Below are 22,975 nucleotides of genomic sequence, written 5' to 3' on the forward strand. Positions count from 1 at the left end.
TCATGCCAGGGCGTTGAGCACCTTCGGCAGGTCGGCGGTGTGCAGCACGCCCAGCCGCCGCGTCGCCCGGGTCACCGCCACGTAGAGATCGCTGAGACCGCGCGGGCTCTCGGCGATGATCTGGTCGGGCTGGACCACGAGCACGCTGTCGAACTCCAGGCCCTTCGCCTGCCGGACCGTCATGAGCACGATGTGGTTGCGCAGGTCCGGCTGCTCCCCCACGGCGGCCTCCGGGATCGCCGCCACCAGCGCGTCGCCGAGCGACTCCTCGAGGGCGGCGGGCACCAGGACACCCACCCTGCCCTCCTTCGCCTCGGCCGCTTCCCGGCGTACGGCCGCTGTCAGCTCGCCGGCGAGCGCTTCCGGCCGCACCCGGCTCGCCCACGGCGCGACGCCGGCCTCCCGCACCGAGCGCGGCGGCTGCAGCGACGGGTCGACGGCGGCCAACACGTCCGCGGCGACCGTCATGACCTCGGCGGGCGTGCGGTAGTTGACGGTCAGCTCGACCAGCCGCCACCGCTGGGCCACGTACGGCTCGAACACCCGGTCCCAGGTCGTCGTGCCGGACAGGTCGCCGGTCTGCGCCACGTCACCGACCACGGTCATCGACCGGCTGGGGCAGCGCCGCATCAGCAGCCGCCACGCCATCGGCGAGAGCTCCTGCGCCTCGTCGACGATGACGTGCCCGAACACCCAGGTCCGGTCCGCGGCGGCCCGTTCCGCGGCGGTACGCGTGTCGATCACCTCGTGCCGCTCGACGAAGGAGCTCGCGTCCACGACGTCGACCGCGGACAGGATCTCCTCCTCCTCGTCCTCGAAGTCGAGCGACCGGGAGCCCTCGACGATCTCCAGCACGCCCTCGGCGTACTCGATCGCCTCGCGCCGCTCGCGGGCGACGGCGCGGGCGCGCAGCGTGTCGTCCACGCCGAGCAGCTCGGCGAGCTCGTCGAGCAGCGGCACGTCAGCCGGGGTCCAGCGGGCCCGCCGGTCCCGCAGCAGCAGCGCGCGCTCCTCGGCGCTGAGGTCGTACGCCGCGGACTCGAGCCGGTCCGCGTCGCTGAGCAGGTCGCGCAGCACCTGCCGCGGGGTGAGCACCGGCCACAGCTCGAACAGCGCCCGCTGGACGTCCTCGTCCTCGCGCAGCTCGCGCCGGGTCTCGGCGAGGTCGGCCTCCTCCAGCAGGTTGTCGCCGCCGAGCGGGTCGGCGCCGATGCGCTCGGCGATCTGCAGGCTCAGCGCGTGGATCGCCTCGGTGACGAACATCTGCCGGGCCACGTTGTGCGGGCGGCCGGAGCGGCGCGCGGCGGCCCGGGCGTCCTCGCACACGGCCCGTTCGATGCGCAGCGGGTAGCCGTCGTGGTCGACCTCGATGTGGTCGTCCGGCACGGTCTGCCGGTCGGCGACCGCGCGGGCCAGCACGTCGAGCATCTCGAGGCGGCCCTTGAGCGCCGCCGTCCCGGGCGCCTCGGACGCGCGGGCGGTCACCCCGGGGAACATGTCGCCGAGAGTGGCGAGCAGCACGCCGGTCTCGGCCAGCGACGGCAGCACCTGCGAGATGTACCGCAGGAACGTCGCGTTCGGACCGAGGATCAGCACGCCCTGCTTGGTCAGCTGCGCGCGGTGGGTGTAGAGCAGGTATGCCGCGCGGTGCAGCGCGACGGCGGTCTTGCCGGTGCCCGGGCCGCCCTGCACCACCATCACGCCCGGCAGCCCGGCGCGGATCACCTCGTCCTGCTCGGCCTGGATCGTCTCGACGATGTCGCGCATCCGGCCCGTACGGTTCGCCCCCAGCGCGGACAGCAGCGCCGCCTCGCCGGTCACGTCCTCCCGGCCGCCCGCCCCCGCGGTGAGGTCGAGCACCTCGTCGTCGATGCCGGTCAGCTGCCGCCCCTTGGTGCGCAGGTGCCGGCGGCGGGTCACCCCCGCGGGCGACACGGCGGTCGCCAGGTAGAACGCCCGGGCCGCCGGCGCCCGCCAGTCGACGAGCAGCGGGTCGCGGTCGCGGTCCTCGGCGAACAGGCCCAGCCGCCCGATGTACCGCGGGGAATCGGCGGCGAAATCGAGCCGGCCGAAACACAGCCCGTTCTCGACGGCATTCATCTGGGCGACCTGCTCGGCCCAGTGGCTGCGGGTGGCCTCCCGCTGGGAACGGCCCTGCGGGGTGCCGCCGGCCTCGAGCAGGATCGCGCGCAACCGGTCGGCGGCCTGCTCGCGCAGCACGTCGAGGCGGTCGTACAACGTGGTCAGATAGGCCTGTTCGGACTCGATGTCATCGTTCCGCATGGTGTCCGTACCGTCGGCGGAGCTTGACAAAACCACTCCCTGTTGTGGTAGCATTCGGCCGTCGACGACCATTCTGATTTTCTTCATCAGAGGGTCGTCTTTTTTGTTGCTTGGAAACGCTCAGAATAGCCGGTCGGCGTTACCTCTGACGACACCGTGGCGGAGGTTACGCCACGCGGCGGACAGTGTCAGGAATCCGTCACCGCGCGCTCATGGCCGTTACGCCGATGGGGGCTCCACCTTTAAGCGGGTCATGAACCACAGCCACCCGTTCCGTCGTCTCGGCGCCGTCGCCCTCGTCGCGATCGCCGCGCTCGCCTTCTCCTCCGCCTGCTCCGACGACTCGGGCGACGCCCCGGCCGGCAACGCCGCCGCGGCCGCCGCCGGTGGACCGGAGCCCAAGACCCTCGAGGGCGCCAAGGCCGCCGCGCAGACCGTGTTCGACCGCTTCAGCGGCGGCGACTTCGGCGGCGCCTGGGACATGTACACCGCCGCCGGCAAGGCCGCGATCAGCAAGGCGGACTACGTCAAGCTCAACGAGACCTGCTCCCGCAAGGGCCTGTCCATCCAGCTGACCAGCGCGCGGATGGAGGGCGCCGACAAGGCCGTCGTCATCGCCAAGCAGCTAGTCGCCGCGCAGTCGTACACGATGGTGTACGAGCAGGACGCCTGGAAGCTCGAGCCCGCGAAGGAGGGCCTGGCCCTCTACGCCAAGGGCGCCGACCGGGCCATCGCCCTGCAGAAGAAGGCCGGCACCTGCGCCAACGCCTGACCCCCGTACGCGGCGAGGCCCGATCCCCCAGCGACGTGGGACCGGGCCTCGTTGTCCTCCCGTACGGGCTCAGGCGGCGACGGGCAGGCCGTCCGGGCCGGTGAGCGCGAGCCGGTCCCGTAGGGTGCCCCGGGTCTCGATCTGGTCGTAGTACGCCGCCCGGCGCCGGGCCACGCAGCCGTCCTTGACGGAGGTGGCCACGCCCGGGTTGAGGTGCGTGTTCAAGCCGTCCTTGAGCAGCGACAACGCCTCGGCGCGCAGCTGCGAGACGCGGGACTCGGTCACCCCCAGGTCGGCGGCGATCTGCGCCATCGGACGCTCGTCGAAGAAATACCCGGTGATGACCACGCGCAGCCGCTCGGGCAGGACCTCGATCGCGTGCCGCAGATAGCCCAGGCGCTCGCGGCGGATCAGCATCTCCTCCGGGCCCGCGCTCGGCTCGGTCACCATGTCGTCCGCGCCGGCGGTGGCGAAGCCCTGAAGGCTGAACACCACGGCGCGCTGCACGTCGTCGTCGGCCGACTCGATGTCCTCGACCGAACAGCCCAGCCGCTCGGCGACCTCGGCCAGGGTGGGCGTACGGCCCAGCTCGGCGGTCAGCTCCTGGCGCGCCGAGTCGGTACGCCGGGCCCGCTGCCGCACCGAGCGGCTCGCCCAGTCCAGGCCGCGCAGCTCGTCCAGCAGGGCACCCCGGACCCGCGCCGCCGCGAACCGGGCGAACGGCACACCCCGGGACTCGTCGAAACCACGGGCGGCCGCGACCAGCGCCGCGTACCCGGCCGAGAGCAGATCGTCGCGGTTCACGTGGGCGGGCACCCGGGCGAGCATCTCGCGGACCAGGTGGCCGACGAGCGGCATGTGCGCCCGTACGGTGTCCTCACGACGGCGGTCGACCTCAACAGCACCGCTCATAGGGGGTCTCCTCGGAAGGTACCGGCCGGACGGTGGGGGGAAGTCCGGCGCTGAGGAGAACGGTCTGATCCGGGAGGTGCAGGACGGGTCACACTCGGGTGCAGCAGGGTTGCGGTGGAACGGGGCGTACACTTGATCTCGCGGCTTCGACCTGTTCTGCCTCGGGCCGCGTACGGATCGACCACCACGCGCCGCGACCCGTGAGGTCTGCGCCGGGCAGGACGACCCCTTCAGACGTTCGGAGTTCACACCTACATGTCCTCGTTCACCGATCTCGGCGTACCTACCGAGCTCGCCGAGGTGCTCGCCGGTCTCGGCGTCACCAGCCCCTTTCCCATCCAGGCCGCGACGCTGCCCGACTCCCTGGCCGGCCGTGACGTGCTCGGCCGCGGGCGCACCGGCTCCGGCAAGACGTACGCGTTCGTCCTGCCGGTCGTCGCCCGGCTCGCCGGCTCCCGCACCCCGCGGCGCCCGGGCCGGCCGCGCGCGCTGATCCTCGCCCCGACCCGCGAGCTCGCGACCCAGATCGACGCGACCCTCGCGCCGCTGGCCGCCAAGCTCGGCCTGCGCACCCTCACGATCTTCGGCGGTGTCGGCCCCAACCCGCAGATCCGCGGGCTCAAGGCCGGCGTCGACATCGTCGTGGCCTGCCCCGGCCGGCTCGAGGACCACCTGCGCAGCGGGCACGCCAGCCTCGACGCCGTCGAGATCACCGTGCTCGACGAGGCCGACCACATGGCCGACCTCGGCTTCCTGCCGGTGGTCCGGCGGCTCATGGACGCCACCCCCCGCGACGGCCAGCGGATGCTCTTCTCCGCCACCCTCGACGGCGGCGTGGACGTGCTGGTCAAGCGCTTCATGAACCGCCCGGTCACGCACCACGTCGACGCCGCCGACGAAGCGCCCGTCGAGATGTCCCACCACGTGCTGCACGTGCGCCACGACGACCGGTTCCCGGTCCTGGTGGACCTGGTGGCGGCGCCCGGCCGCACGGTGGTCTTCACCCGGACGAAGCGCCGCGCCAAGACGCTGACCCGCCAGCTCATCGCGGCCGGCGTACCGGCGGTGGAGCTGCACGGCAACCTCGCTCAGAACGCGCGCAACCGCAACCTGTCCGCGTTCTCCGACGGCAGCGCCGAGACCCTCGTGGCCACGGACATCGCCGCGCGCGGCATCCACGTCGACGACGTGGCGCTGGTGATCCACGCCGACCCGCCGGTCGAGCACAAGGCGTACCTGCACCGCTCGGGGCGTACGGCCCGGGCCGGAGCGCAGGGCACCGTGATCACGCTGATGACCGACGACCAGCAGGGCGACGTGCGGGACCTCACCCGCAAGGCCGGCATCAAGCCGACCACGTCGAAGGCGCGGCCGGGCGACGCCCTGCTCGCGCAGCTGGCGCCGGGTGAGCGGACGTTCACCGCGCCCTCGGCTCCGGCTCCCGTCTCGGACGAGGCGGGCCGGCCATCGGGCGGTTCGCGGCGCGGCCACGGGCGGGGACGCCCCGCCGGCGCCCGCGAGCAGGCGCCGGCCGCGGGTGACAAGTCCGGTGGCCGTCCGCCGAAGGGCCGGAGCGCGCAGCAGTCCCGGACCGGCGCGTCGGGCGGGCAGCCGCGATCGGCCGCCTCCGCCGGGCAGCCGCGGGCTCGTCGCAGCGGCGGCGCCGGTTCGACGCCGGTGCACACCAGCCAGTCCGGTGGCGCCGCCGCGTTCTCGTCGGGCAGCCGCCTCGGTCGCCGCGGCGGCCGCTGACCTCTCACCACCGACCGCCACTGTCGCGCGGCCGCTCGCTTCTGCGGGCGGCCGCTCGCCGTTCCCAGGGACTTGCCCGAACGGTCAGCTCGGCGGTCCTCTGAGGACGGAGCACCGTCAGGGGATGCTGACCGAGATCTCCTCGCCCAGCCGGTAACCGTCGCACAGCTCGAGGTCGTCGCCGCTCCAGAAGCGGCCCGGGTCGTACCAGTTCGGCTGCTTGCCGCGCGGCAGCAGCCCCATGTCCTCGTACGTCACCGCGACCACCTCGGCGCAGTACGCCGTCTCGAGGTCGTCCGGCTCCGGCTTGTCCTGCTGCCAGGGCAGGCGGATCAGCGGCACCCGGCCCCGCGCCCAGCGCCAGGCGAGCTGCGCGCTCGACGGGAACGGCGTGCCGTCCAGGCGGGCCACCGTCTTGAGCGCCTTGTCCTCCATGTCCTTGCCCACCGGCGGCTCGAGCTGACGCAGCCAGCCGCGCTGGCCGTACCGCTTGGCCCACACGGTGACCGCGTCGCGCAGGTCGTGCAGCTGCACGCCGCGCTGGAACGTGCCCGACCACAGGTCCGGCAGGGACTTGCCCAGCTCCGCGTGCCACATCAGCGGCGGCATGTCGTCGATCACGACGGACATGCCCACATGGTTGACCGGACTGTTGGTCATCGCCTGGATGGCACGGTCCGGGCCCGAGCGGCCCCGGAAGATCCAGATGTCACCCGTACGCGTCAGGTCGATGGCCTCGTCGAGGCTGATCCCGGCAACCACGTGTCTATCCTCGGCAGATGCGTTGGTGGAAAGTAGCGGGACTGGCCGGGCTGGCGGGCGTCGCCGCCACGGGTGTGGTGCTGGCACGGCAGGAGCGGCGGCGGCGGGCGTACACGCCGGACGAGATCCGGGAGCGGCTGCACGCCCGGGTGGCGGAGACGTCCGGGACCTCCCCGGACCCGGAGGCCGGGGCCGGCGCCGGGGGCTGACGCCTAGACAACGTCGGAGTCCCGCAGCAGCGACCAGAGGCCGGCGCCGTCCGGGGCGGAGAACCACGTCTTGCCCCCGGAGCCGACGGCCTCCGCGTTGCCCGTGGGCCCCGGGATCGCGCCGGCCAGCACGGCCTGGGTCGGCGACAGGCGACGGATCGCGACCGCGGCCACGTTGTCCGGGTGCGCGTGCGCGAACTCGGAGTAGATCTCCTGGTCGTGCTGGCCGTCGTCGCCGACGAGCAGCCACCGGATGTCAGGGAACTCCCCGGCGAGCCGGGCCAGCGTGTTGCGCTTGTGCTCACTCCCGCTGCGGAACCACCGGTCCGGCGTCGGTCCCCAGTCGGTGAGCAGCAACGGCCCGGCCGGGTAGAGGTGCCGGGAGAGGAACCGGGTCAGCGTCGGGCCCACGTTCCACGCGCCGGTCGACAGGTAGAAGACCGGGGCGCCGGGGTGGGCGTTGACCAGCCGCTCGTAGAGCACCGCCATGCCCGGGACCGCCATGCGGGCGTGCTCGTCCAGCACGAATGTGTTCCAGGCGGCCAGCAGGGGCCGGGGCAGCGCGGTCACCATGACGGTGTCGTCGATGTCGCTGATGACCCCGAACTTCATGGCCGGGTCCACCACGCGGATCGGCGCCTCGACCGGCTCCGCGCCCTCGGTGGACAGGCGTACGCACGCCCAGCCCGGCTCCAGCTCGCCCTTGACCCTGGTGTCCACGTACCCGCTGCGGTCGGTGCGGGTCTGGTGCACCTGGTCGCCGATCTGGATCTCCACCAGCGCGTTGTTGACCGGTGACGTGGTGAAGCTGCGCCAGCCGCGGACCTTCTCCAGCCGCTTGGGGACCTGCGAGTGACGGGTGAGCACGACGCGGGCCATGACGCGGGCCCAGCCGGGGGCACCGTACCCGGTGTAGGCGGTGATCACGGGCCGCCAGCCGCGCTGCCGGAGCCGCCGCTCGACGACCTCGTGGACGGCGTCCTCGATGCGGGCCGCGCGGTGCAGCCGCACGGCCGGCGGACGGCCCGCCGGGGTCACTGACACTTCGGCCTCCTGCCATTCGTCGTCGAGGGCCCCTGTGACGGTACCCGGCCCGCCTGGGTCCCGCGCCGCAACCGGCGAAGGCGCGGGCCGGGGTCCACTCCGGAGGGTCAGTGCACCGCCAGGCGCGCGTTCGCCGGGCGGGCGACCGGCTCGGCCGGGCTCCACTGCTCCGCCCGCCGGGCGTCCTCGGGCCGCGGGTCGCGCCCGGCGCTCATCGTCGCGGCCAGCGCCTCCGCGCGCAGGCTGCGCAGGGCCACGGCGGCCTTCTCGGCCTCCGCCCACGCCGACCGCTCCCGCTCGACGGCGGCCCGGTACGCGGCCAAGCGATGCTCGGCGACGGCGGCCCGCAAGGCGGTCTCCTGAGCGACCGGATGCTTGCGCGGATTCCACGGGCCGCGGTGCGCGAGCACCTCGTTGAGCTGGGCGATCGACAGCTCCTTGCGGCGGCACGCAGCGAGCGCCGAGCGGTGCAGGCAACGCGTGCGGTCGGCGATCTCGGCCCGGGTGCGGCGCTGCCGGAGCACCGGGAACACGGCCGCCGCCCGGCAGCGACGGGCCTCGCGGTCGGCGGCGTCGTACGCGGCCCAGGCGGCGTCGACCTCCTCCTGCGCGATCTCCCACGCGACGCGGCTGCGCCGGGCGACCCCGGCGGCGTGATCGGCGGCCGCGGCCACCTCATCGGCGTACCGTTCGGCGGCGGACGGCGGGGCGGGGTGACGGCCGGCGCGCGCCTCCCGGCGCGGCACGGCGACAGCGGCCGTCGCGGCGGCGACGGCGAGCAGCATGATCATCCAGATGACGGCAGCGGTCTCCACGGTCAACACCGGTTTCCTCGTGCGTCGGGCTTCGCTGATGACGGGCGGGCGGCCGCGGCGGGTACGGGCACAGCACCTCGCCGCGGACCACCGGGGCGACGCTCACACGGGCGGGGCAGGCGCGCACGCCGGCCCGTGGGCGTCACGGGAGGGTTTCTTCGCCGGTGGCCGCTACGCCCGCGGCGGGGCACGCCCGGCGTAGGGGCGCTGGGCGGCACCGTCGAGGCCGGGCACGTCCCGGTCGCAGAGCTTGGCCGGACCGGCCGCGTCGGAGGAGAAGGCGGGCGCGTCGGCCGTCCCGGCGCGGGAGGCGTCGGGGTTCACGGTGCCGTCCGAGCCGCCGGAGGCGGTCGCGGTCTCGCCGGAGGTGGCCGCGCGGGCCTCCAGGCCGGCGACGGCGGCGGCGCGGGCCTCCTCGCCCGACGGCGCGGAACCGGGCCGGGAGTCACCCTCCGGCACCAGCACGCGGTCGCCGAGGCTCGCGTCCAGCGGCGCATCGACCGTGGTGACCACGGTCCCGGAGGTGCCGGCGTCGGGCGTCGCGGACAGTGCCGGCGTGGCGAACGCGAGCGCGATCAGCGCCAGCCCGGCGAGAAATTGCAGCAGGCGGCGCCCGTCCCAGTGACGGGGAAGCAGGCGCACGACGTCGGCCACGGCATCAACCTACCGTGATCCGCAGGTCCGTGCACAGATCGCATCGACTGAGTACTTCGTCCCACTCCCCCGGGTGAACGCCACCGGACGGGCCCCGGCCGCCGTGACCGGCGTCTCGCGGCGTGCGGCCGGTCGTGAGGGACCATGGTGGGGTGGAGCGAGTCGAGGAGCTGGCGCGGTGGTGCGCCGACGGCGGTGTCGTGGTGCTGAGCGGCGCGGGCCTGTCCACCGAGTCCGGCATCCCGGACTACCGCGGCCCGTCGGGCGCCGCCCGGCCCGGCACCCCGATGACCTACCAGGCGTTCACCCGGGATCCGATCGCGCGCCGGCGCTACTGGGCGCGCAGCCACCTCGGGTGGCGCACCATCGGCGACGCCCGTCCGAACGACGGGCACCGGGCGGTCGCGCGCCTGCAGGAGCTGGGCCGCGTCGACGGGATCATCACGCAGAACGTCGACGGGCTGCACCAGTCCGGCGGCGCGCACGGGGTGGTCGAGCTGCACGGCAACCTGGCCTGGATCGTCTGCCTGGACTGCGGCCGGCGGACCGGCCGGGCCGAGCTCGGCGAGCGGCTCGACGCCGCGAACCCGGGCTTCGCCGCGGCGGTCTCGGCCGTGAACCCGGACGGCGACGTGGAGATCGACGATGCCGAGCTGGACGGCTTCACGGTGGTGGACTGCACGGCCTGCGGCGGCATGCTCAAGCCCGATGTCGTGTACTTCGGCGAGACCGTGCCGCCGGCCCGGGTGAGCCGCAGCTTCGAGCTCGTCGCCGGGGCGCGGACCCTGCTGGTCCTCGGTTCGTCGCTCACCGTCATGTCGGGCCGCCGGTTCGTGCTGCGGGCGGCGAAGGACGGGATCCGGGTGGCGATCGTCAACCAGGGCGAGACGCGGGGAACGCCGTACGCGCAGCTGATCGTCGACGCGCCGCTGGGCCGGGTGCTGCCCGAGGTGGTCCGGCGCGTCGAAGGAGTCCCCGCGGCCCACTGATCACGGATCGGTCACGGGAGGGCCTGCGGCCGGCGGGTGATTCGCCCGGTTCGTGGTGGCGTGTGAAGCCGGTAAACGCCTGAGTCTCCCCTTGGTTATCGTCTCGAAACCTAAATAAAGACGCCGACGCGTTGACGTGACGCGGCTCACCGGAGTTTACTGCCGGAACCGCTCCCGAAACCGGTTCCGAACCTGCGGTTTACCCCACGGACACAAGTCGGAGGACCAGTGCCAATCACCATCGCCGATGTGGCGGCCCGGGCCAAGGTCAGCAAGACCACGGTGTCCCGGGTCCTCAACGGCAAGGGTGAACTGGACGAGTCCACCGCCGCCCGGGTCCGCAAGGTCATCGAGGAACTCGGATACGTGCCGAGCTCCCGGGCCGTCGGGCTGGCCCGCGGGCGTACCCGGGTCGTCGGCATGCTGGTCCCCTCCCTGACCTGGCCGTGGATCGGCGAGGTCCTGCAGGGCGCGGTCGACGTGCTGGAGACCGAGCGCTACGGGCTGCTGCTGTTCACCTGCAACCGGGGTGAGGAGTCCATGCGCCAGTTCGGCGTCCAGGTCTCGGCCAAGAGCTTCGACGGCCTGCTGGTCATCGAGCCCGAGGGCACCCTCGACTACATCGCCACGCTGCACGCCCGCGGGCTGCCGGTCGTGCTGATCGACGACCGGGACGTCCAGCCGATGCAGATCCCGAGCGTCGGCACCACCCACTTCACCGGCGCCGGCGCGGCGGCGCGACACCTGCTGGAGATCGGCCGCTACAAGCCGCTGGTCATCGCCGGCCCCGAGCGCTTCGGCTGCACCGTGCAGCGCCTCGAGGGCTTCGCGACCGAGTACGCCGAGGCGGGCCACCCGATCCCGGCCGGCCACATCCTGCCCGGCGACTTCACCATCGCCTGCGGCTTCGAGGGCGTGAACGCCGCGATCGAGGCGGGGCTCGACTTCGACGCCGTCTTCGCCCACAACGACCTCTCCGCCACCGGCGCCATGCAGGCGATCCTCGACAGTGGACGGCGCATCCCCCAGGACGTCGCGGTGGTGGGCTTCGACGACATCCCGCTGGCGGCGCACACCCAGCCGCCGCTGACCACCGTGCACCAACCGTTGCGCGAGATGGGCGAGGCCGCGGCACGCACGCTGCTCGCCCACTTCGAGGGCTCACCCCTGCCCAACCGACCGACCGTCATCCCCGCCACCTTCATGGCCCGCGGCTCGACCGGAGCCGGACCGGCCGCCACCACCTGAACCCGGGGTTCCCCTCCACGCCGACCCAGCGGCAGCGACGCCCACCTGAGAAGAGCCGCACCGGACCTCGCACGCCGACCGCCTCCAGCGGCCGGCCGTACCCGCCCTTCCTCGGGCACCCCCTCTCACCCGATATCGCATTACCTGAGGAGATTTAGAGATGCAGAGAAGGAAACTGTTCGCGGTCGCCCTGGCGGGTGTGCTCGCCTCGGGCGGGCTCGCCGCCTGCAGCGACTCGCCGAACGCGGGCAACAAGAACGGGTCCGGCGGCAACACCTTCCTGACCGTCGGCATGCCGAACGGTCCGCAGACGGAGAACCACAACCCGTTCCTCACCACGTCGGCCGGCGCCTCGCTCGGCTACCGCTGGATGATCTACGAGCCGCTGATGATGTGGAACCCGGTCAAGCCGGCGGACCCGTCGAAGCCGTGGCTGGCCACCAAGGCCGACTGGTCCCCGGACTTCAAGAAGGTCACGATCACCGTCCGCGACAACGCGACCTGGTCGGACGGGCAGAAGGTCACCGGCGACGACGTCGCCTTCACCTTCAACCTGATCAAGAAGAACGAAGCCCTGAACACCGCCGCCATCCCGTACGGCGAGGTCAGCAACAGCGGCAACACGGTCACCGTGACGTTCACCAGCTCGATGTTCGTCTACAAGGACACCTGGCTCGGCCAGACCCCGATGGTGCCCAAGCACGTCTGGGAGAAGATCAGCGACCCGAGCAAGGACCCGAACAAGAACCCGGTCGGCTCCGGCCCGTACACGCTGAAGTCCTTCACCCCGCAGACCACCACGCTGTCGGTGCGCACCGAGGGCTACTGGCAGGACCTGCCCCAGGTCAAGGAGCTGCGCTACACCTCGTACACCGACAACAACGCGCAGACCACGGCGCTGTCGGACGGCTCCAACGAGTGGAGCTTCGTCTTCATCCCGAACTACAAGACGGTCTTCATCGACAAGGACCCGGCCCACTACAAGGTCTGGGCGCCGCCGGTCCTCGGCATCCACGGCCTCTACATCAACACCACCAAGAAGCCGTTCGACGACCCGAAGCTGCGCCGCGCGATGGGCATGGTCATCAACCGCGAGGACATCTTCAACCAGGCCGAGGCCGGGTACTTCCACCCGCAGGTCACCAGCGTGACGGGTCTGCCCTCGCCGGCCGGTGACGCGTACATCGCGGAGGAGTACAAGGGCAAGAACGCGACCGTCGACGTCGCGGGCGCCAAGGCCCTCCTGCAGGAGGCCGGCTACAAGCTCAACGGCACCACGCTGAGCGACCCGAGCGGCAAGCCGGTCAAGATCACCCTGACCGACCCGAGCGGCTGGTCCGACTACCAGACCTCGCTCGAGATCGTGAAGAGCAACCTCGCCGAGATCGGCATCCAGGCCACCGTCGACAAGGCGAACCAGGACGCCTGGTTCCGCAACGTCGAGGAGGGCAACTTCGACGCCACCTTCCGCTGGACCAACGGTGGCGCCACGCCGTGGAACCTCTACCAGACGGTCATGGACGGCAAGCTGCTCAAGCCGGTCGGCACCGCCTCCCCGGGTGGCAACTTCGGCCGCTTCAAGAGCGACGACGCCACCAAGGCGCTCGCCGACTACGCCAACGCCACGGACGACGCCGCGCGGACCAAGGCGCTCGCCACCATCCAGAAGGTGTTCGTCGAGCAGGCCCCGATGATCCCGGTCGGCGCCGACAACATCGGCATGGCGTACAGCACGAAGAACTGGGTCGGCTGGCCCGACGACACCAACCCGTACAGCGCCGGCCAGCCCACGCAGGCCAACGCCCTGGACGTCGTCCTGCACCTCAAGCCCGCCAACTCCTGATCCGCACCGCCGCCCCCGGGACCCGCGTCCCGGGGGCGGCACCGCGGCGGTTCCGACCCCTTTCCTCAAAGGAACTCGACATGACGTTGAGCCCCGACGCGAAAGCGCCGGCCAGCGAGGTGGTGCTTGAGGCGATCGGCCTGACCAAGCACTTCCCCGTCCGCCGGAAGCTGCGCGACCTGTTCAAGCGCGAGCACGACGCCGTGCACGCGGTCGACGACGTGAACCTCACCCTGCGGCGTGGTCGGGTGGTCGCGCTGGTCGGCGAGTCCGGCTCCGGCAAGTCCACGGTCGCGCGGCTGCTCGCGCAGCTGTACCCGCGTACCGCGGGGGACATCCAGCTGCACGGCGAGTCCACCCGGGTCAAGAGCGGCAGGCCCTTCCGGGCGTACGCCCGCCGCGTCCAGATGATCTTCCAGGACCCGTTCGCGTCGCTGAACCCGGTGCACACGATCCGGTACCACCTCACCCGGTCGCTGAAGATCCACGGCAACGCCGGCAGCTCCGCGGCGGACCTCGAGAGCGCGCTCACCGACCTGCTCAACCGGGTCAGCCTGACGCCGCCCGAGCGCTACCTGGACAAGTTCCCCCACGAGCTCTCCGGCGGCCAGCGGCAGCGCGTCGCGATCGCCCGGGCCCTCGGCGCGGACCCCGAGGCGCTGCTCGCCGACGAGCCGGTGTCCATGCTGGACGTGTCGATCCGCCTCGGCGTGCTCAACCTGCTGCGGGACCTGAAGGAACGGCTGAACCTGGCCATCCTCTACATCACCCACGACATCGCGTCGGCGCGCTACTTCGCCGACGAGACCCTCGTGATGTACGCCGGCCGCATGGTCGAGGGCGGCGACAGCGAGAGCGTCACGCAGTCGCCGGCGCACCCGTACACCCGGCTGCTGATCGAATCGGCGCCCGACCCGGACCGGATCGAGAACATGCTCGGCGACGCCGGGGACCGGGGCAACGGCGAGCCGCCGAGCCTGATCCGCCCGCCCGCCGGCTGCCGGTTCCACCCGCGCTGCCCGATGGCGATGCCGCGCTGCACCACCGACCTGCCGGTCCGCCTGGAGATCGGCGACGCCCCCGGCCACTGGGCCGCCTGCTGGCTGTACGACCCGGCCACGGTCGCCGAGCAGCCGCCGGGATCGGCAGCCGCCGCGGGCATCGTGAACGTGGAGGGCGCCCGATGAGGTACCTGGTCCAGCGGATCCTGTTCTACGTCTTCACGGCGTGGGCCGCGATCACCATCAACTTCTTCATCCCCCGGATGATCCCCGGCGACCCGGTCAAGTCGCTGCTCGCCCGCTTCCAGGGCCAGATGAGCACCGAGGCGATCAACTCGCTCTACGTGCTGTTCGGCCTCGACAAGGACGCCAGCATCTGGAGTCAGTACATCGACTACTGGCAGCAGCTGTTCCACGGCGACCTGGGGCTGTCCTTCACGGCGTTCCCGTCGCCGGTGTCCGAGGTCATCAGCGACGCGCTGCCGTGGACCCTCGCGCTGGTCGGCATCACGACGATCATCAGCTTCCTCATCGGCACCGGCCTCGGCGTGCTCGCCGGGTGGCGGCGCGGCTCCTGGATCGACGGGCTGCTGCCGACCACGACGTTCCTCTCGTCGGTGCCGTACTTCTGGCTCGGCCTCCTGGCGATCTACCTGCTCGCCGGCCCGGACAGCTTCTTCCCGTCGTCCGGCGGCTACGAGCCGGGCCTCGTGCCGGCCTGGGACCAGTACTTCATCCCGAGCGCGATCCGGCACAGCCTGCTGCCCGCGCTGACGATCCTCATCTCGTCGGTCAGCGGCTGGATCCTCAGCATGCGCAACATGATGGTCACCGTCGCGTCGGAGGACTACATCACCGTCGCGCACGCCAAGGGCCTGTCCGACCGCCGGGTGTCGCTGAGCTACGCGGCCCGCAACGCGCTGCTGCCCAACGTCTCCGGCTTCGCGCTGGCGCTCGGCATGATCGTCGGCGGCACGCTGCTGGTGGAGATCGTGTTCTCGTACCCGGGCCTCGGCTTCCTGCTGTTCCGGGCGGTCGGCGCCAAGGACTACCCGCTGATGCAGGGCATCTTCCTGGTCATCACGATCTCCGTGCTGGTCGCGAACCTCATCGCCGACGTCGTGTACCTGCTGCTCGATCCCCGTACCCGCAAGGAGGGCTGACCGGTGAGCATCCCCACCTCCAGCGTCGAGCAGGTCATCCCCGGGCAGGGCGCGATGGCCCAGCCCGAGCCGACGCCCGCGAAGGCCAAGCGCAAGCGGTTCCGCTTCGTCGCCAACGCCAAGGCCACCACCGGCCTGGTCGTGCTCGGCCTGTACCTGCTGTTCGCGATCATCGGGCCGTGGATCGCGCCGTACGACCCGGACGCCCGGGGCCCGGCGCTCACCGCCCCGCCCTCGGCCGACCACTGGTTCGGCACCACCCACCTCGGCCAGGACGTCTTCAGCCAGGTGCTGGTCGGCACCCGCGGCGTCATGCTCGTCGGCCTCGCGGCCGGCGCGCTCGCCACGATCCTGTCGGTGCTGATCGGCGTCACCGCCGGCTACCTCGGCGGCGGCTGGGACGACAGCCTCTCCGCGCTGTCCAACGTGTTCCTGGTGATCCCGGCGCTACCGCTGATCATCATCGTGACCGCGGCGGCCCCCGGCGGCGGCGACACCCTCGTCGCGCTGATCATCGGCTTCACGTCGTGGGCCTGGGGCGCCCGGGTGCTACGAGCGCAGACGCTCTCGCTGCGGCGGCGAGAATACGTCGAGGCGGCCCGGGCCAACGGCGAGTCGACCTGGCGGATCATCCTCTTCGAGATCCTGCCCAACCTGACCGCCATCATCGCCTCCGGCTTCGTCGGCACGGTGATCTTCGCGGTCACCTCCGAGATCACCCTGGCCTTCATCGGCATCGGGTCGGTCACGAGCTGGAACTGGGGCACGATCCTGTTCTGGGCGCAGAGCCAGCAGGCCCTCGCCCAGGGCGCGTGGTGGTGGTTCGTCCCCGCCGGTCTCGCGATCGCGTTCCTCGGCACGGCGCTCTCGCTGATCAACTTCGGCATCGACGAGTTCGTCAGCCCGCGCCTGCGCAGCGCCGGCAAGACCAAGGTCAAGACCGCCTCCGGCCACACCGTACGGATGCGCGTCGGCTTCACGCCGGTGCTGAGCAACTCGTCGGCGCCGCACACCCACGCGCGGCCGATCCCCACGATCAACTCCGCGGCGGCGACGCCGGTGAACCGCGGCAAGGAGGCCACGCAGTGAGCGGCGCGCCCGTCCTCGAGATCAAGAACCTGAACGTCGACTACGGCCTGGGCGACCAGGCGGTGCACGCGGTCCGCGACGTGAACCTCACGCTGCACCGCGGCGAGGTCCTCGGCCTGGCCGGCGAGTCCGGCTCCGGCAAGTCGACCCTCGCGTACGGCCTCACCCGGCTGCTCGCCCCGCCGGGGGTCATCAGCGGCGGCGAGGTCATCTACCACCCCGACGGCCGCGACCCGTACGACGTCCTGAGCCTGGACGACGAGGGCCTCCGCAAGTTCCGGTGGGCCGAGACGGCGATCGTGTTCCAGGGGGCGATGAACTCGCTCAACCCCGTACACAAGATCTCCACGCAGTTGACCGATGTCCTGGCCGCGCACGACCCGAAGATGTCGGCGCACAGCCGCAACGCCCGGGCCCGCGAGATGCTCAAGCTCGTCGGCATCTCGCCGGACCGGATGGACGCCTACCCGCACCAGCTCTCCGGCGGCATGCGCCAGCGCGTGATGATCGGCATGGCGCTGATCCTGCAGCCGCAGGTGGTCATCATGGACGAGCCGACCACCGCGCTGGACGTGGTGATGCAGCGGCAGATCCTCGGCCAGCTCATCGAGCTGCGCGAGCGGCTGGGCTTCTCGGTCATCTTCATCACGCACGACCTGTCGCTGCTGGTGGAGTTCTCCAACCGCATCGCGATCATGTACGGCGGCCGCATCGTGGAGGAGGCACAGGCGTCCGCGCTGTACAAGGACTCGCTGCACCCGTACAGCGCGGGGCTGCTGGGGTCGTTCCCGGCGCTGCGCGGGCCGCGCCGCGAGCTCGCCGGCATCCCCGGCTCCCCGCCGGACCTCAAGGGCATGCCCACGGGCTGCTCGTTCCACCCGCGCTGCCCCAAGGCGTTCGACCCGTGCGCGGACAACATCCCGGTGCTGGGCCACCCCGACACACCCGACGGCCCGGCCCGGACCGTGGCCTGCTGGCTGCACCCCGCCCAGCAGCCGGTCGGCTGACCACCGGCCACCGACGGCCCCGGCCTGCGCGCCGGGGCCGTTCTCTATCCATCCCCACCAGGAGAACCATGAACCCCACCGTCAGCTCCGCCCCCGGGCTGCTCCTGCCCGCAGCCGACTTCCCCCCGTCGTTCAAGTGGGGCGTCGCCACCTCCTCGTACCAGATCGAGGGCGCCGTCGCCGAGGACGGGCGCACGCCGTCCATCTGGGACACGTTCTGCCGGGTGCCCGGCGCCGTGGTCGACGGGGACCACGGCGACGTGGCCTGCGACCACTACCACCGGATGCCGCAGGACGTGGCCCTGATCAAGAGCCTCGGCGTGGACACGTACCGTTTCTCGGTGGCCTGGCCGCGGGTGCAGCCGCACGGCCGCGGCCCGGTCAATGCGGCCGGACTCGGCTTCTACGACCGGCTGACCGACGAGCTGCTGGCCGCGGGCCTCGACCCGTGGGTCACGCTCTACCACTGGGACCTGCCGCAGGAGCTGGAGGACGCGGGCGGCTGGCCGAACCGCGACACCGCGTACCGCTTCGCCGACTACGCGATGATGGTCTTCGACAAGCTCAGCGACCGGGTCGGCACGTGGACCACGATGAACGAGCCGTGGTGCTCGGCGTGGCTGGGCTACGTCACCGGCGTGCACGCACCGGGCCGCAAGGACTTCGACGCCGGCCTGGCCGCCGTGCACCACCTGCTGCTCGGCCACGGCCTCGCGACCCAGCGGATGCGGGCCGCGGCGACACGCGAGCACACGTACGGCATCACGCTCAACATGGGTACGGCGGACCCGGCCACCGACAGCCAGCTCGACCGTGACGCCGCCCGCCGCGCCGACGGCATGGGCCTGCGCGTGTACCTGGACCCGCTGCGCAAGGGCGCGTACCCGCAGGACATGGTGGACGACCTGGCCGCGCGAGGCTCGGCGTTCCCCGTGCAGGACGGCGACCTGGAGATCATCTCGACGCCGTTCGACGTGCTCGGCGTGAACTTCTACTTCGGCCAGGACTTCAGCGGCACCGACGAGAACGGCAACACGGTCGACGCCGACGGCCTGCCCGTCGTCCGCGCCATCCTGCCCGACCGTCCCCGCACGGCGATGGACTGGCCGATCACCCCGGAACGCTTCACCCAGCTGCTCGTCCGCCTGCACCAGGACTACCCCGGCCTGCCGATCGTGGTCACCGAGAACGGCGCGGCCTTCGACGACCGGGCCGACGAGACCGGGTACGTGGCCGACGACGACCGCACGTCGTACCTGGCGGAGCACATCGCGGCGGTGGCGGCGGCCCGGGAACAGGGGGCGGACATCCGGGGCTACTTCGCGTGGTCGCTGATGGACAACTTCGAGTGGGCCGAGGGGTACGCCAAGCGGTTCGGCATCGTGCACGTCGACTACGAGACGCAGACGCGGACGCCCAAGCAGTCCGCGCTGTGGTACCGCGACACGATCGCCCGGATGCGCGGGGTCTGACGGTCATCTCGCTGGGGGGCGCGGCTTCGGTCGCGCCCTCTTTGCGTCGGCTTTGTGCGTTCCCGCGGCCTTTGCCGGGGCGATCCCGGCTTTGCGGGACGCTTCCGCGGGCTTGCGTTTTGTGATCAGCGGCCGCGGCTCAGGGACCGGCGGTGGGCCGCCCGGGACATCGGTGCCGGGCCGGCGCTCGCCGGCAGGCCGCCGTCGGCGAGGAGGCGGGCGATCGGCAGGGTGGCCGCGCCCATCGCGACGGCGTCGGGTCCGAGCTGACAGAGCTCGATCCGGGTACGCGAATACGGCTGCCGCAGGGCGTTCCGGGCGGCCGCGTCCCGGATGTCCGGAAGAAAACGCTCTCCCAGAGCCAGGCCCGCCGGGCCGCCCAGCACGATGCGCTCCGGCGAGAACAGGTTGACCAGGCCTGCGATCCCGGCGCCGAGGTAACCGACCGTCTCGCGGATGACCTGCGCGGCCGCCTCGTCGAGCGGGCCGTCCGCCGCCAGCATCCGGGTCAGCAGCTTCGGTTCGGGCTGCCGGCCGGTCGCCTCCGCCAGCCGGGCGATCACCCTCTCCGAGTTGATGTACGCCTCCAGGCACCCCCGCGCCCCGCACCGGCACACGTCACCGTCGTACACGAGGGTGGTGTGTCCCCACTCCCCCGCGCTGCTGTTGGCGCCGCGGTAGCTGCGCCCGTCCATCACGACCGCCGCGCCGACGCCCGTGCCGACCATGACGATGACCGCGTGCCGGGCGCCCCGGCCCGCGCCGAACCACATCTCGGCCTGGCCGACCGTCTTCGCGCCGTTCTCCACGAAGATCGGCACCTCGGCGCCCTCGCGCAGCATGCGTCCCAGCGGCACGCCGTCCCAGCCGGTGGTCTGCGAGTGGACCACCGGGCCGTCCCCGGCCTGGTCCACCACCCCGGCCACGCCCACCCCGAAGCCGAGCACTGCCGACTTCTCGATGCCCGCCTCGGCGACCACCGCGTCCAGCCCTTCGAGCAGCTTCGCGGCGGCCACCTCGGGAACCGGGCCGTCGGCGCCGAGCGCGTACTCCACCACGCCGAGGCGGGACATCGCCAGGTCGTACAGCTCGACCAGGACGCGGGACTCGCCCACGTCGGCGCCGGCGACGTACCCGAATCCGGGGGCGACCCGCAGCAGCGCGCGCGGCCGACCGCCGTCCGAACCGACCAGGCCGGCCTCCTCGACCAGGCCCTCGTCGATCATCTCGCCGATCAGGTTGCTCACGCTGGCCTGGCTGAGCGCCGTGGTGTCGCCCAGCTGCTGCCGGCTCTGCCGGCCGCCGTGGAACAGGTCCGTGAGCAGGCTGGCCCGGTTCGCGCGTCGGACGTCCCGCACCGTCGTACGCCTGGTCTCCAAGCCCGCACCCGCCTTTTGTCGACCCGCATCTGACACCCCCCATGATGGCCTGCCGCCGGCCCGGCGCGAAAACCGGGCGAACCCGCGCCCGAGCTGGGGTACGGTCGGCCCCCGTGACCGATTACCTGGACGTCAACCGCGCCAACTGGGACGAACGCGCCCCGGCCCACGCCGCCTCGACGGGCTACAACCTCGCCGCGTTCGCCGCCGACCCGGGGCACCTCAGCGACGTCGTACGCTTCGACCGGCCGCTGCTGGGCGACATCGCCGGGCTGCGCGGCGTACACCTGCAATGTCACATCGGCAGCGACACCGTGTCGCTGGCCCGGCTGGGCGCGACCATGACCGGCCTCGACTTCTCGCCGGCCGCGCTCGCCGAGGCCCGCAAGCTGGCGGACCGTACCGGCACCGAGATCGACTTCGTCGAGTCGGACGTGTACGGCGCCCCGGACGTCCTCGGCACCGGCGGGTTCGACCTCGTCTACACCGGCATCGGCGCGCTCGGCTGGCTGCCCGACATCCGGCGGTGGGCGCGGGTCGTGGCTGCGCTGCTGCGCCCGGGCGGCCGGTTGTTCATCCGCGAGGGACACCCGGTCCTGTGGTCCCTGCAGGACGTCGGCGCCGACGGCCGCCTCGTGATCGAGTACCCGTACTTCGAGCACGCCGAGCCGATGGTCTGGGACGAGCCCGGCACGTACGTCGACACCGACCACGAGTTCGTGCACACCGTCACCCACGAGTGGAACCACGGCCTCGGCGAGATCGTGACGGCGCTGCTCGAGGCGGGCATGACGATCACCGGGCTGGTCGAGCACGACAGCGTGCCGTGGGAGGCGCTGCCCGGCACGATGACGCTGCTCCCCGGCGGCGAATGGCAGGTCACCGACCGGCCCCGGCGGCTGCCGCACACGTACACGCTGCAGGCCGTGCGCGCCGCAGTTTAGAGATCGACGCGTCCTGGGTATGTCGCGGGCCACTCCCCCACCTCAAGCAGGAGGCCCCCGATGCGCGCAGGATCGATCGGCGCATTCATCGTCATCCTTTGGCTCGTGCTCGGCGCCGTCGCCGCGTTCGAACGTGGCTACTTCAAGGACACCGGCGACGCCAGCTGCGCGAAAGCCGGCACGGTCGTGGTGACCGTCGTCGCCGGACCGCTCAACTGGCTGGGCGTCAACCCGAAGATCAAGTGCGACATCCCGGAGCCGTCGAAGTAAACAGCCGCCGCGCCGCGCGCCCGCCGGGCCATGGGACCGGACGGGCGCGCTGTGGACGTGGCGGTGGCTGAACGCTGCCGCTCGGCCTGCGGGGTTCGTCGCGGGCGTCGATCTTTCGCTGCGAGCTTGGCTACGGGCGTGCGTTGCGGCCTTTCGCTGCGGGCGCCGGCCTTTTGCCGCGGGCGCCGGCTTTTCGCTGCGAGCGCCGGACTCTTGCTACGGGCGCCGGCTTTTCGCCGCGGGCGCCGAGGCCTCGCCGTGCCACCTGGAATCTCGCTGTCAGCGGGTCCACGGTGGGCTGATCGATGAGCCGTCCGGCATGGTGGCCTGCAGGCCGACGCTCGTGGTCACCCACGCCGTCGCCGCGTCGCCCGACGTGTTGTCGACCCGGAACGTCGCCCCTGCCGGCACGAATGCGACTTCGCCCGGCCGCAGCGTGCCCGGTACGCCGTCGACCGCCACCTCCAGCTCTCCGGAGATCAGCAACACCACCTCCTCCCGGCTGACCCGGTGCTCGACTCCCGCCGTACCGCCGGCGACCTCCAACCGCCACGCGCACAGCTCCCGGCTGCCCGACGACGGCGCGACGAAGGAATGGAACGTCGCCCCGTGCAACTCGTGAGCGACCGCTTCCCTGACAACTGCCATGACGCCTCCCTTGGTCAAGCTACTTGACCATATAGTCAAGCAAATTGACTTCTATGTCAAACTGCTTCCCGTGGAACTCCTCGATCTCCCGGTCCTGCTGCTCGGCGTGGCCCGTTCCCTGGTGGACGGCATCGACGACGGCGTACGCGCCCGCGGCTTCACGGACGTGCGACCGGCACACGGCTTCGCGTTCTCCCGCATCTCCTTCGGCGGCGCGACGGTGGCGCAGCTCGCCGAACACCTCGACGTCACGAAGCAGGCGGCCAGCCAGATGGTCGAGGAGCTCGTCACCAAGGGCTACGTCGAACGCCACCCCCACCCGGACGACGCCCGAGCCCGGCTGATCGTGCTCACCGAGAAGGGCTGGGCCTGCACACGAGCCGCGAACGACGCGGCGGACGAGGTGCTGCGGCCGTGGGCGGACGACATCGGACCGGAGCGGCTGGCGGCGTTGCGAACGGACCTCGCGAAGCTGAGCAGGCCGGGCCGCCTCCGGCCCGCCTGGTAGCCGCCACCGCGGCGCAGCCGGTCACAACGCGCACCGATGAGCGACGGCCCCGCGACATACAGCTCAGCCGGGAGCCGGGCTCGCGACAGACGGCTCGGCCGCGAGCCGGAACGGCCAGGCCCGCGCTCGATCGTGCTGCTCGCCCACGAAGACCGCAGGCCAACCCCTCTCCCGCGCAGCACTACTGCAAGCGAACGATGCCGACGGGCCG

22 protein-coding genes are annotated in these 22,975 nt (G+C 72.1%); 14 read left to right on the forward strand and 8 right to left on the reverse strand.

The features are described from left to right. Nucleotides 1–2,355 (reverse strand): HelD family protein, encoded by a 2,355-nt coding sequence (locus IT780_RS23115; protein WP_199513766.1) that lies wholly within the window; start codon nucleotides 2,353–2,355, stop codon nucleotides 1–3. A 181-nt stretch (nucleotides 2,356–2,536) separates the two neighbouring features. Between IT780_RS23115 and IT780_RS23120 the strand changes: the two genes are divergently transcribed. Continuing rightward, on the forward strand, nucleotides 2,537–3,055 hold the full coding sequence (locus tag IT780_RS23120) for a hypothetical protein (protein WP_199513705.1): 519 nt from the start codon (nucleotides 2,537–2,539) through the stop codon (nucleotides 3,053–3,055). A gap of 69 nt (nucleotides 3,056–3,124) precedes the next feature. Here the strand turns inward: IT780_RS23120 and IT780_RS23125 are convergent, their stop codons facing one another. Beyond that, a complete protein-coding gene (locus IT780_RS23125) occupies nucleotides 3,125–3,967 on the reverse strand; it encodes a sigma-70 family RNA polymerase sigma factor (protein WP_199513706.1) in 843 nt (280 codons plus the stop codon). 255 nt (nucleotides 3,968–4,222) lie between these two features. Between IT780_RS23125 and IT780_RS23130 the strand changes: the two genes are divergently transcribed. Next, the gene (locus tag IT780_RS23130; RefSeq protein WP_199513707.1) at nucleotides 4,223–5,719 is read left to right on the forward strand and encodes a DEAD/DEAH box helicase; all 1,497 of its coding nucleotides are present in this window, start codon (nucleotides 4,223–4,225) and stop codon (nucleotides 5,717–5,719) included. Nucleotides 5,720–5,836: 117 nt separating this feature from the next. On the opposite strand, the gene IT780_RS23135 is transcribed toward IT780_RS23130, so the two are convergent. Next, complete coding sequence (locus IT780_RS23135) at nucleotides 5,837–6,481, reverse strand: hypothetical protein (protein ID WP_199513708.1); 645 nt, start codon at nucleotides 6,479–6,481, stop codon at nucleotides 5,837–5,839. Between the two features lie 17 nt (nucleotides 6,482–6,498). Here IT780_RS23135 and IT780_RS23140 point away from each other — a divergent pair, with 17 nt between their 5' ends. Then, nucleotides 6,499–6,690, forward strand: a complete 192-nt coding sequence (locus tag IT780_RS23140) for a hypothetical protein (protein WP_199513709.1) — start codon at nucleotides 6,499–6,501, stop codon at nucleotides 6,688–6,690. A gap of 3 nt (nucleotides 6,691–6,693) precedes the next feature. On the opposite strand, the gene IT780_RS23145 is transcribed toward IT780_RS23140, so the two are convergent. From IT780_RS23145 to IT780_RS23155, 3 genes are all read right to left on the reverse strand, one after another. Continuing rightward, entirely contained in the window at nucleotides 6,694–7,734 is a 1,041-nt protein-coding gene (locus IT780_RS23145; RefSeq protein WP_199513710.1) for an App1 family protein phosphatidate phosphatase, read from the reverse strand. A 107-nt stretch (nucleotides 7,735–7,841) separates the two neighbouring features. Then, on the reverse strand, nucleotides 7,842–8,549 hold the full coding sequence (locus tag IT780_RS23150; RefSeq protein WP_307831325.1) for a hypothetical protein: 708 nt from the start codon (nucleotides 8,547–8,549) through the stop codon (nucleotides 7,842–7,844). Nucleotides 8,550–8,720: 171 nt separating this feature from the next. Then, the gene (locus tag IT780_RS23155; protein WP_199513711.1) at nucleotides 8,721–9,203 is read right to left on the reverse strand and encodes a hypothetical protein; all 483 of its coding nucleotides are present in this window, start codon (nucleotides 9,201–9,203) and stop codon (nucleotides 8,721–8,723) included. 152 nt (nucleotides 9,204–9,355) lie between these two features. Between IT780_RS23155 and IT780_RS23160 the strand changes: the two genes are divergently transcribed. The 8 genes from IT780_RS23160 (at nucleotide 9,356) to IT780_RS23195 (ending at nucleotide 19,015) form a co-directional block, all read left to right on the forward strand. Then, the gene (locus IT780_RS23160; RefSeq protein WP_199513712.1) at nucleotides 9,356–10,192 is read left to right on the forward strand and encodes an NAD-dependent protein deacetylase; all 837 of its coding nucleotides are present in this window, start codon (nucleotides 9,356–9,358) and stop codon (nucleotides 10,190–10,192) included. Nucleotides 10,193–10,420: 228 nt separating this feature from the next. Next, complete coding sequence (locus tag IT780_RS23165; RefSeq protein WP_199513713.1) at nucleotides 10,421–11,440, forward strand: LacI family DNA-binding transcriptional regulator; 1,020 nt, start codon at nucleotides 10,421–10,423, stop codon at nucleotides 11,438–11,440. A gap of 160 nt (nucleotides 11,441–11,600) precedes the next feature. Then, nucleotides 11,601–13,283, forward strand: coding sequence for an ABC transporter substrate-binding protein (locus IT780_RS23170; protein ID WP_199513714.1), 1,683 nt, complete (start codon nucleotides 11,601–11,603; stop codon nucleotides 13,281–13,283). A gap of 80 nt (nucleotides 13,284–13,363) precedes the next feature. Beyond that, complete coding sequence (locus tag IT780_RS23175; RefSeq protein WP_199513715.1) at nucleotides 13,364–14,470, forward strand: ABC transporter ATP-binding protein; 1,107 nt, start codon at nucleotides 13,364–13,366, stop codon at nucleotides 14,468–14,470. Further along, entirely contained in the window at nucleotides 14,467–15,447 is a 981-nt protein-coding gene (locus IT780_RS23180; protein ID WP_199513716.1) for an ABC transporter permease, read from the forward strand. The genes IT780_RS23175 and IT780_RS23180 overlap by 4 nt, the downstream gene beginning before the upstream one ends. Before the next feature lie 3 nt (nucleotides 15,448–15,450). After that, nucleotides 15,451–16,536 (forward strand): ABC transporter permease, encoded by a 1,086-nt coding sequence (locus IT780_RS23185; RefSeq protein WP_199513717.1) that lies wholly within the window; start codon nucleotides 15,451–15,453, stop codon nucleotides 16,534–16,536. Further along, entirely contained in the window at nucleotides 16,533–17,543 is a 1,011-nt protein-coding gene (locus IT780_RS23190; protein ID WP_199513718.1) for an ABC transporter ATP-binding protein, read from the forward strand. Before IT780_RS23185 ends, IT780_RS23190 begins: the two co-directional genes overlap by 4 nt. Nucleotides 17,544–17,611: 68 nt before the next feature. Then, nucleotides 17,612–19,015, forward strand: coding sequence for a GH1 family beta-glucosidase (locus IT780_RS23195; RefSeq protein WP_199513719.1), 1,404 nt, complete (start codon nucleotides 17,612–17,614; stop codon nucleotides 19,013–19,015). A 125-nt stretch (nucleotides 19,016–19,140) separates the two neighbouring features. Here the strand turns inward: IT780_RS23195 and IT780_RS23200 are convergent, their stop codons facing one another. Beyond that, nucleotides 19,141–20,394, reverse strand: a complete 1,254-nt coding sequence (locus tag IT780_RS23200) for an ROK family protein (protein WP_199513720.1) — start codon at nucleotides 20,392–20,394, stop codon at nucleotides 19,141–19,143. A 113-nt stretch (nucleotides 20,395–20,507) separates the two neighbouring features. Between IT780_RS23200 and IT780_RS23205 the strand changes: the two genes are divergently transcribed. Both IT780_RS23205 and IT780_RS23210 read left to right on the forward strand, forming a co-directional pair. After that, nucleotides 20,508–21,338: a class I SAM-dependent methyltransferase gene (locus IT780_RS23205; protein WP_199513721.1), complete on the forward strand. Its 831-nt coding sequence runs from the start codon at nucleotides 20,508–20,510 to the stop codon at nucleotides 21,336–21,338. 60 nt (nucleotides 21,339–21,398) lie between these two features. Continuing rightward, nucleotides 21,399–21,608 carry a hypothetical protein gene (locus IT780_RS23210; RefSeq protein WP_199513722.1) on the forward strand — a complete coding sequence of 70 codons (210 nt, stop codon included), beginning with the start codon at nucleotides 21,399–21,401 and terminating at the stop codon, nucleotides 21,606–21,608. A 279-nt stretch (nucleotides 21,609–21,887) separates the two neighbouring features. On the opposite strand, the gene IT780_RS23215 is transcribed toward IT780_RS23210, so the two are convergent. Beyond that, nucleotides 21,888–22,256, reverse strand: a complete 369-nt coding sequence (locus tag IT780_RS23215; protein ID WP_199513723.1) for a cupin domain-containing protein — start codon at nucleotides 22,254–22,256, stop codon at nucleotides 21,888–21,890. 70 nt (nucleotides 22,257–22,326) lie between these two features. On the opposite strand from IT780_RS23215, the gene IT780_RS23220 reads away from it, so the two are divergent. Beyond that, nucleotides 22,327–22,764, forward strand: coding sequence for a MarR family winged helix-turn-helix transcriptional regulator (locus IT780_RS23220; RefSeq protein ID WP_307831326.1), 438 nt, complete (start codon nucleotides 22,327–22,329; stop codon nucleotides 22,762–22,764). Nucleotides 22,765–22,975: the final 211 nt, after the last annotated feature.

This window comes from Nucisporomicrobium flavum (assembly GCF_016464385.1).
Lineage (GTDB): Bacteria > Actinomycetota > Actinomycetes > Mycobacteriales > Micromonosporaceae > Actinoplanes > Actinoplanes flavus_A.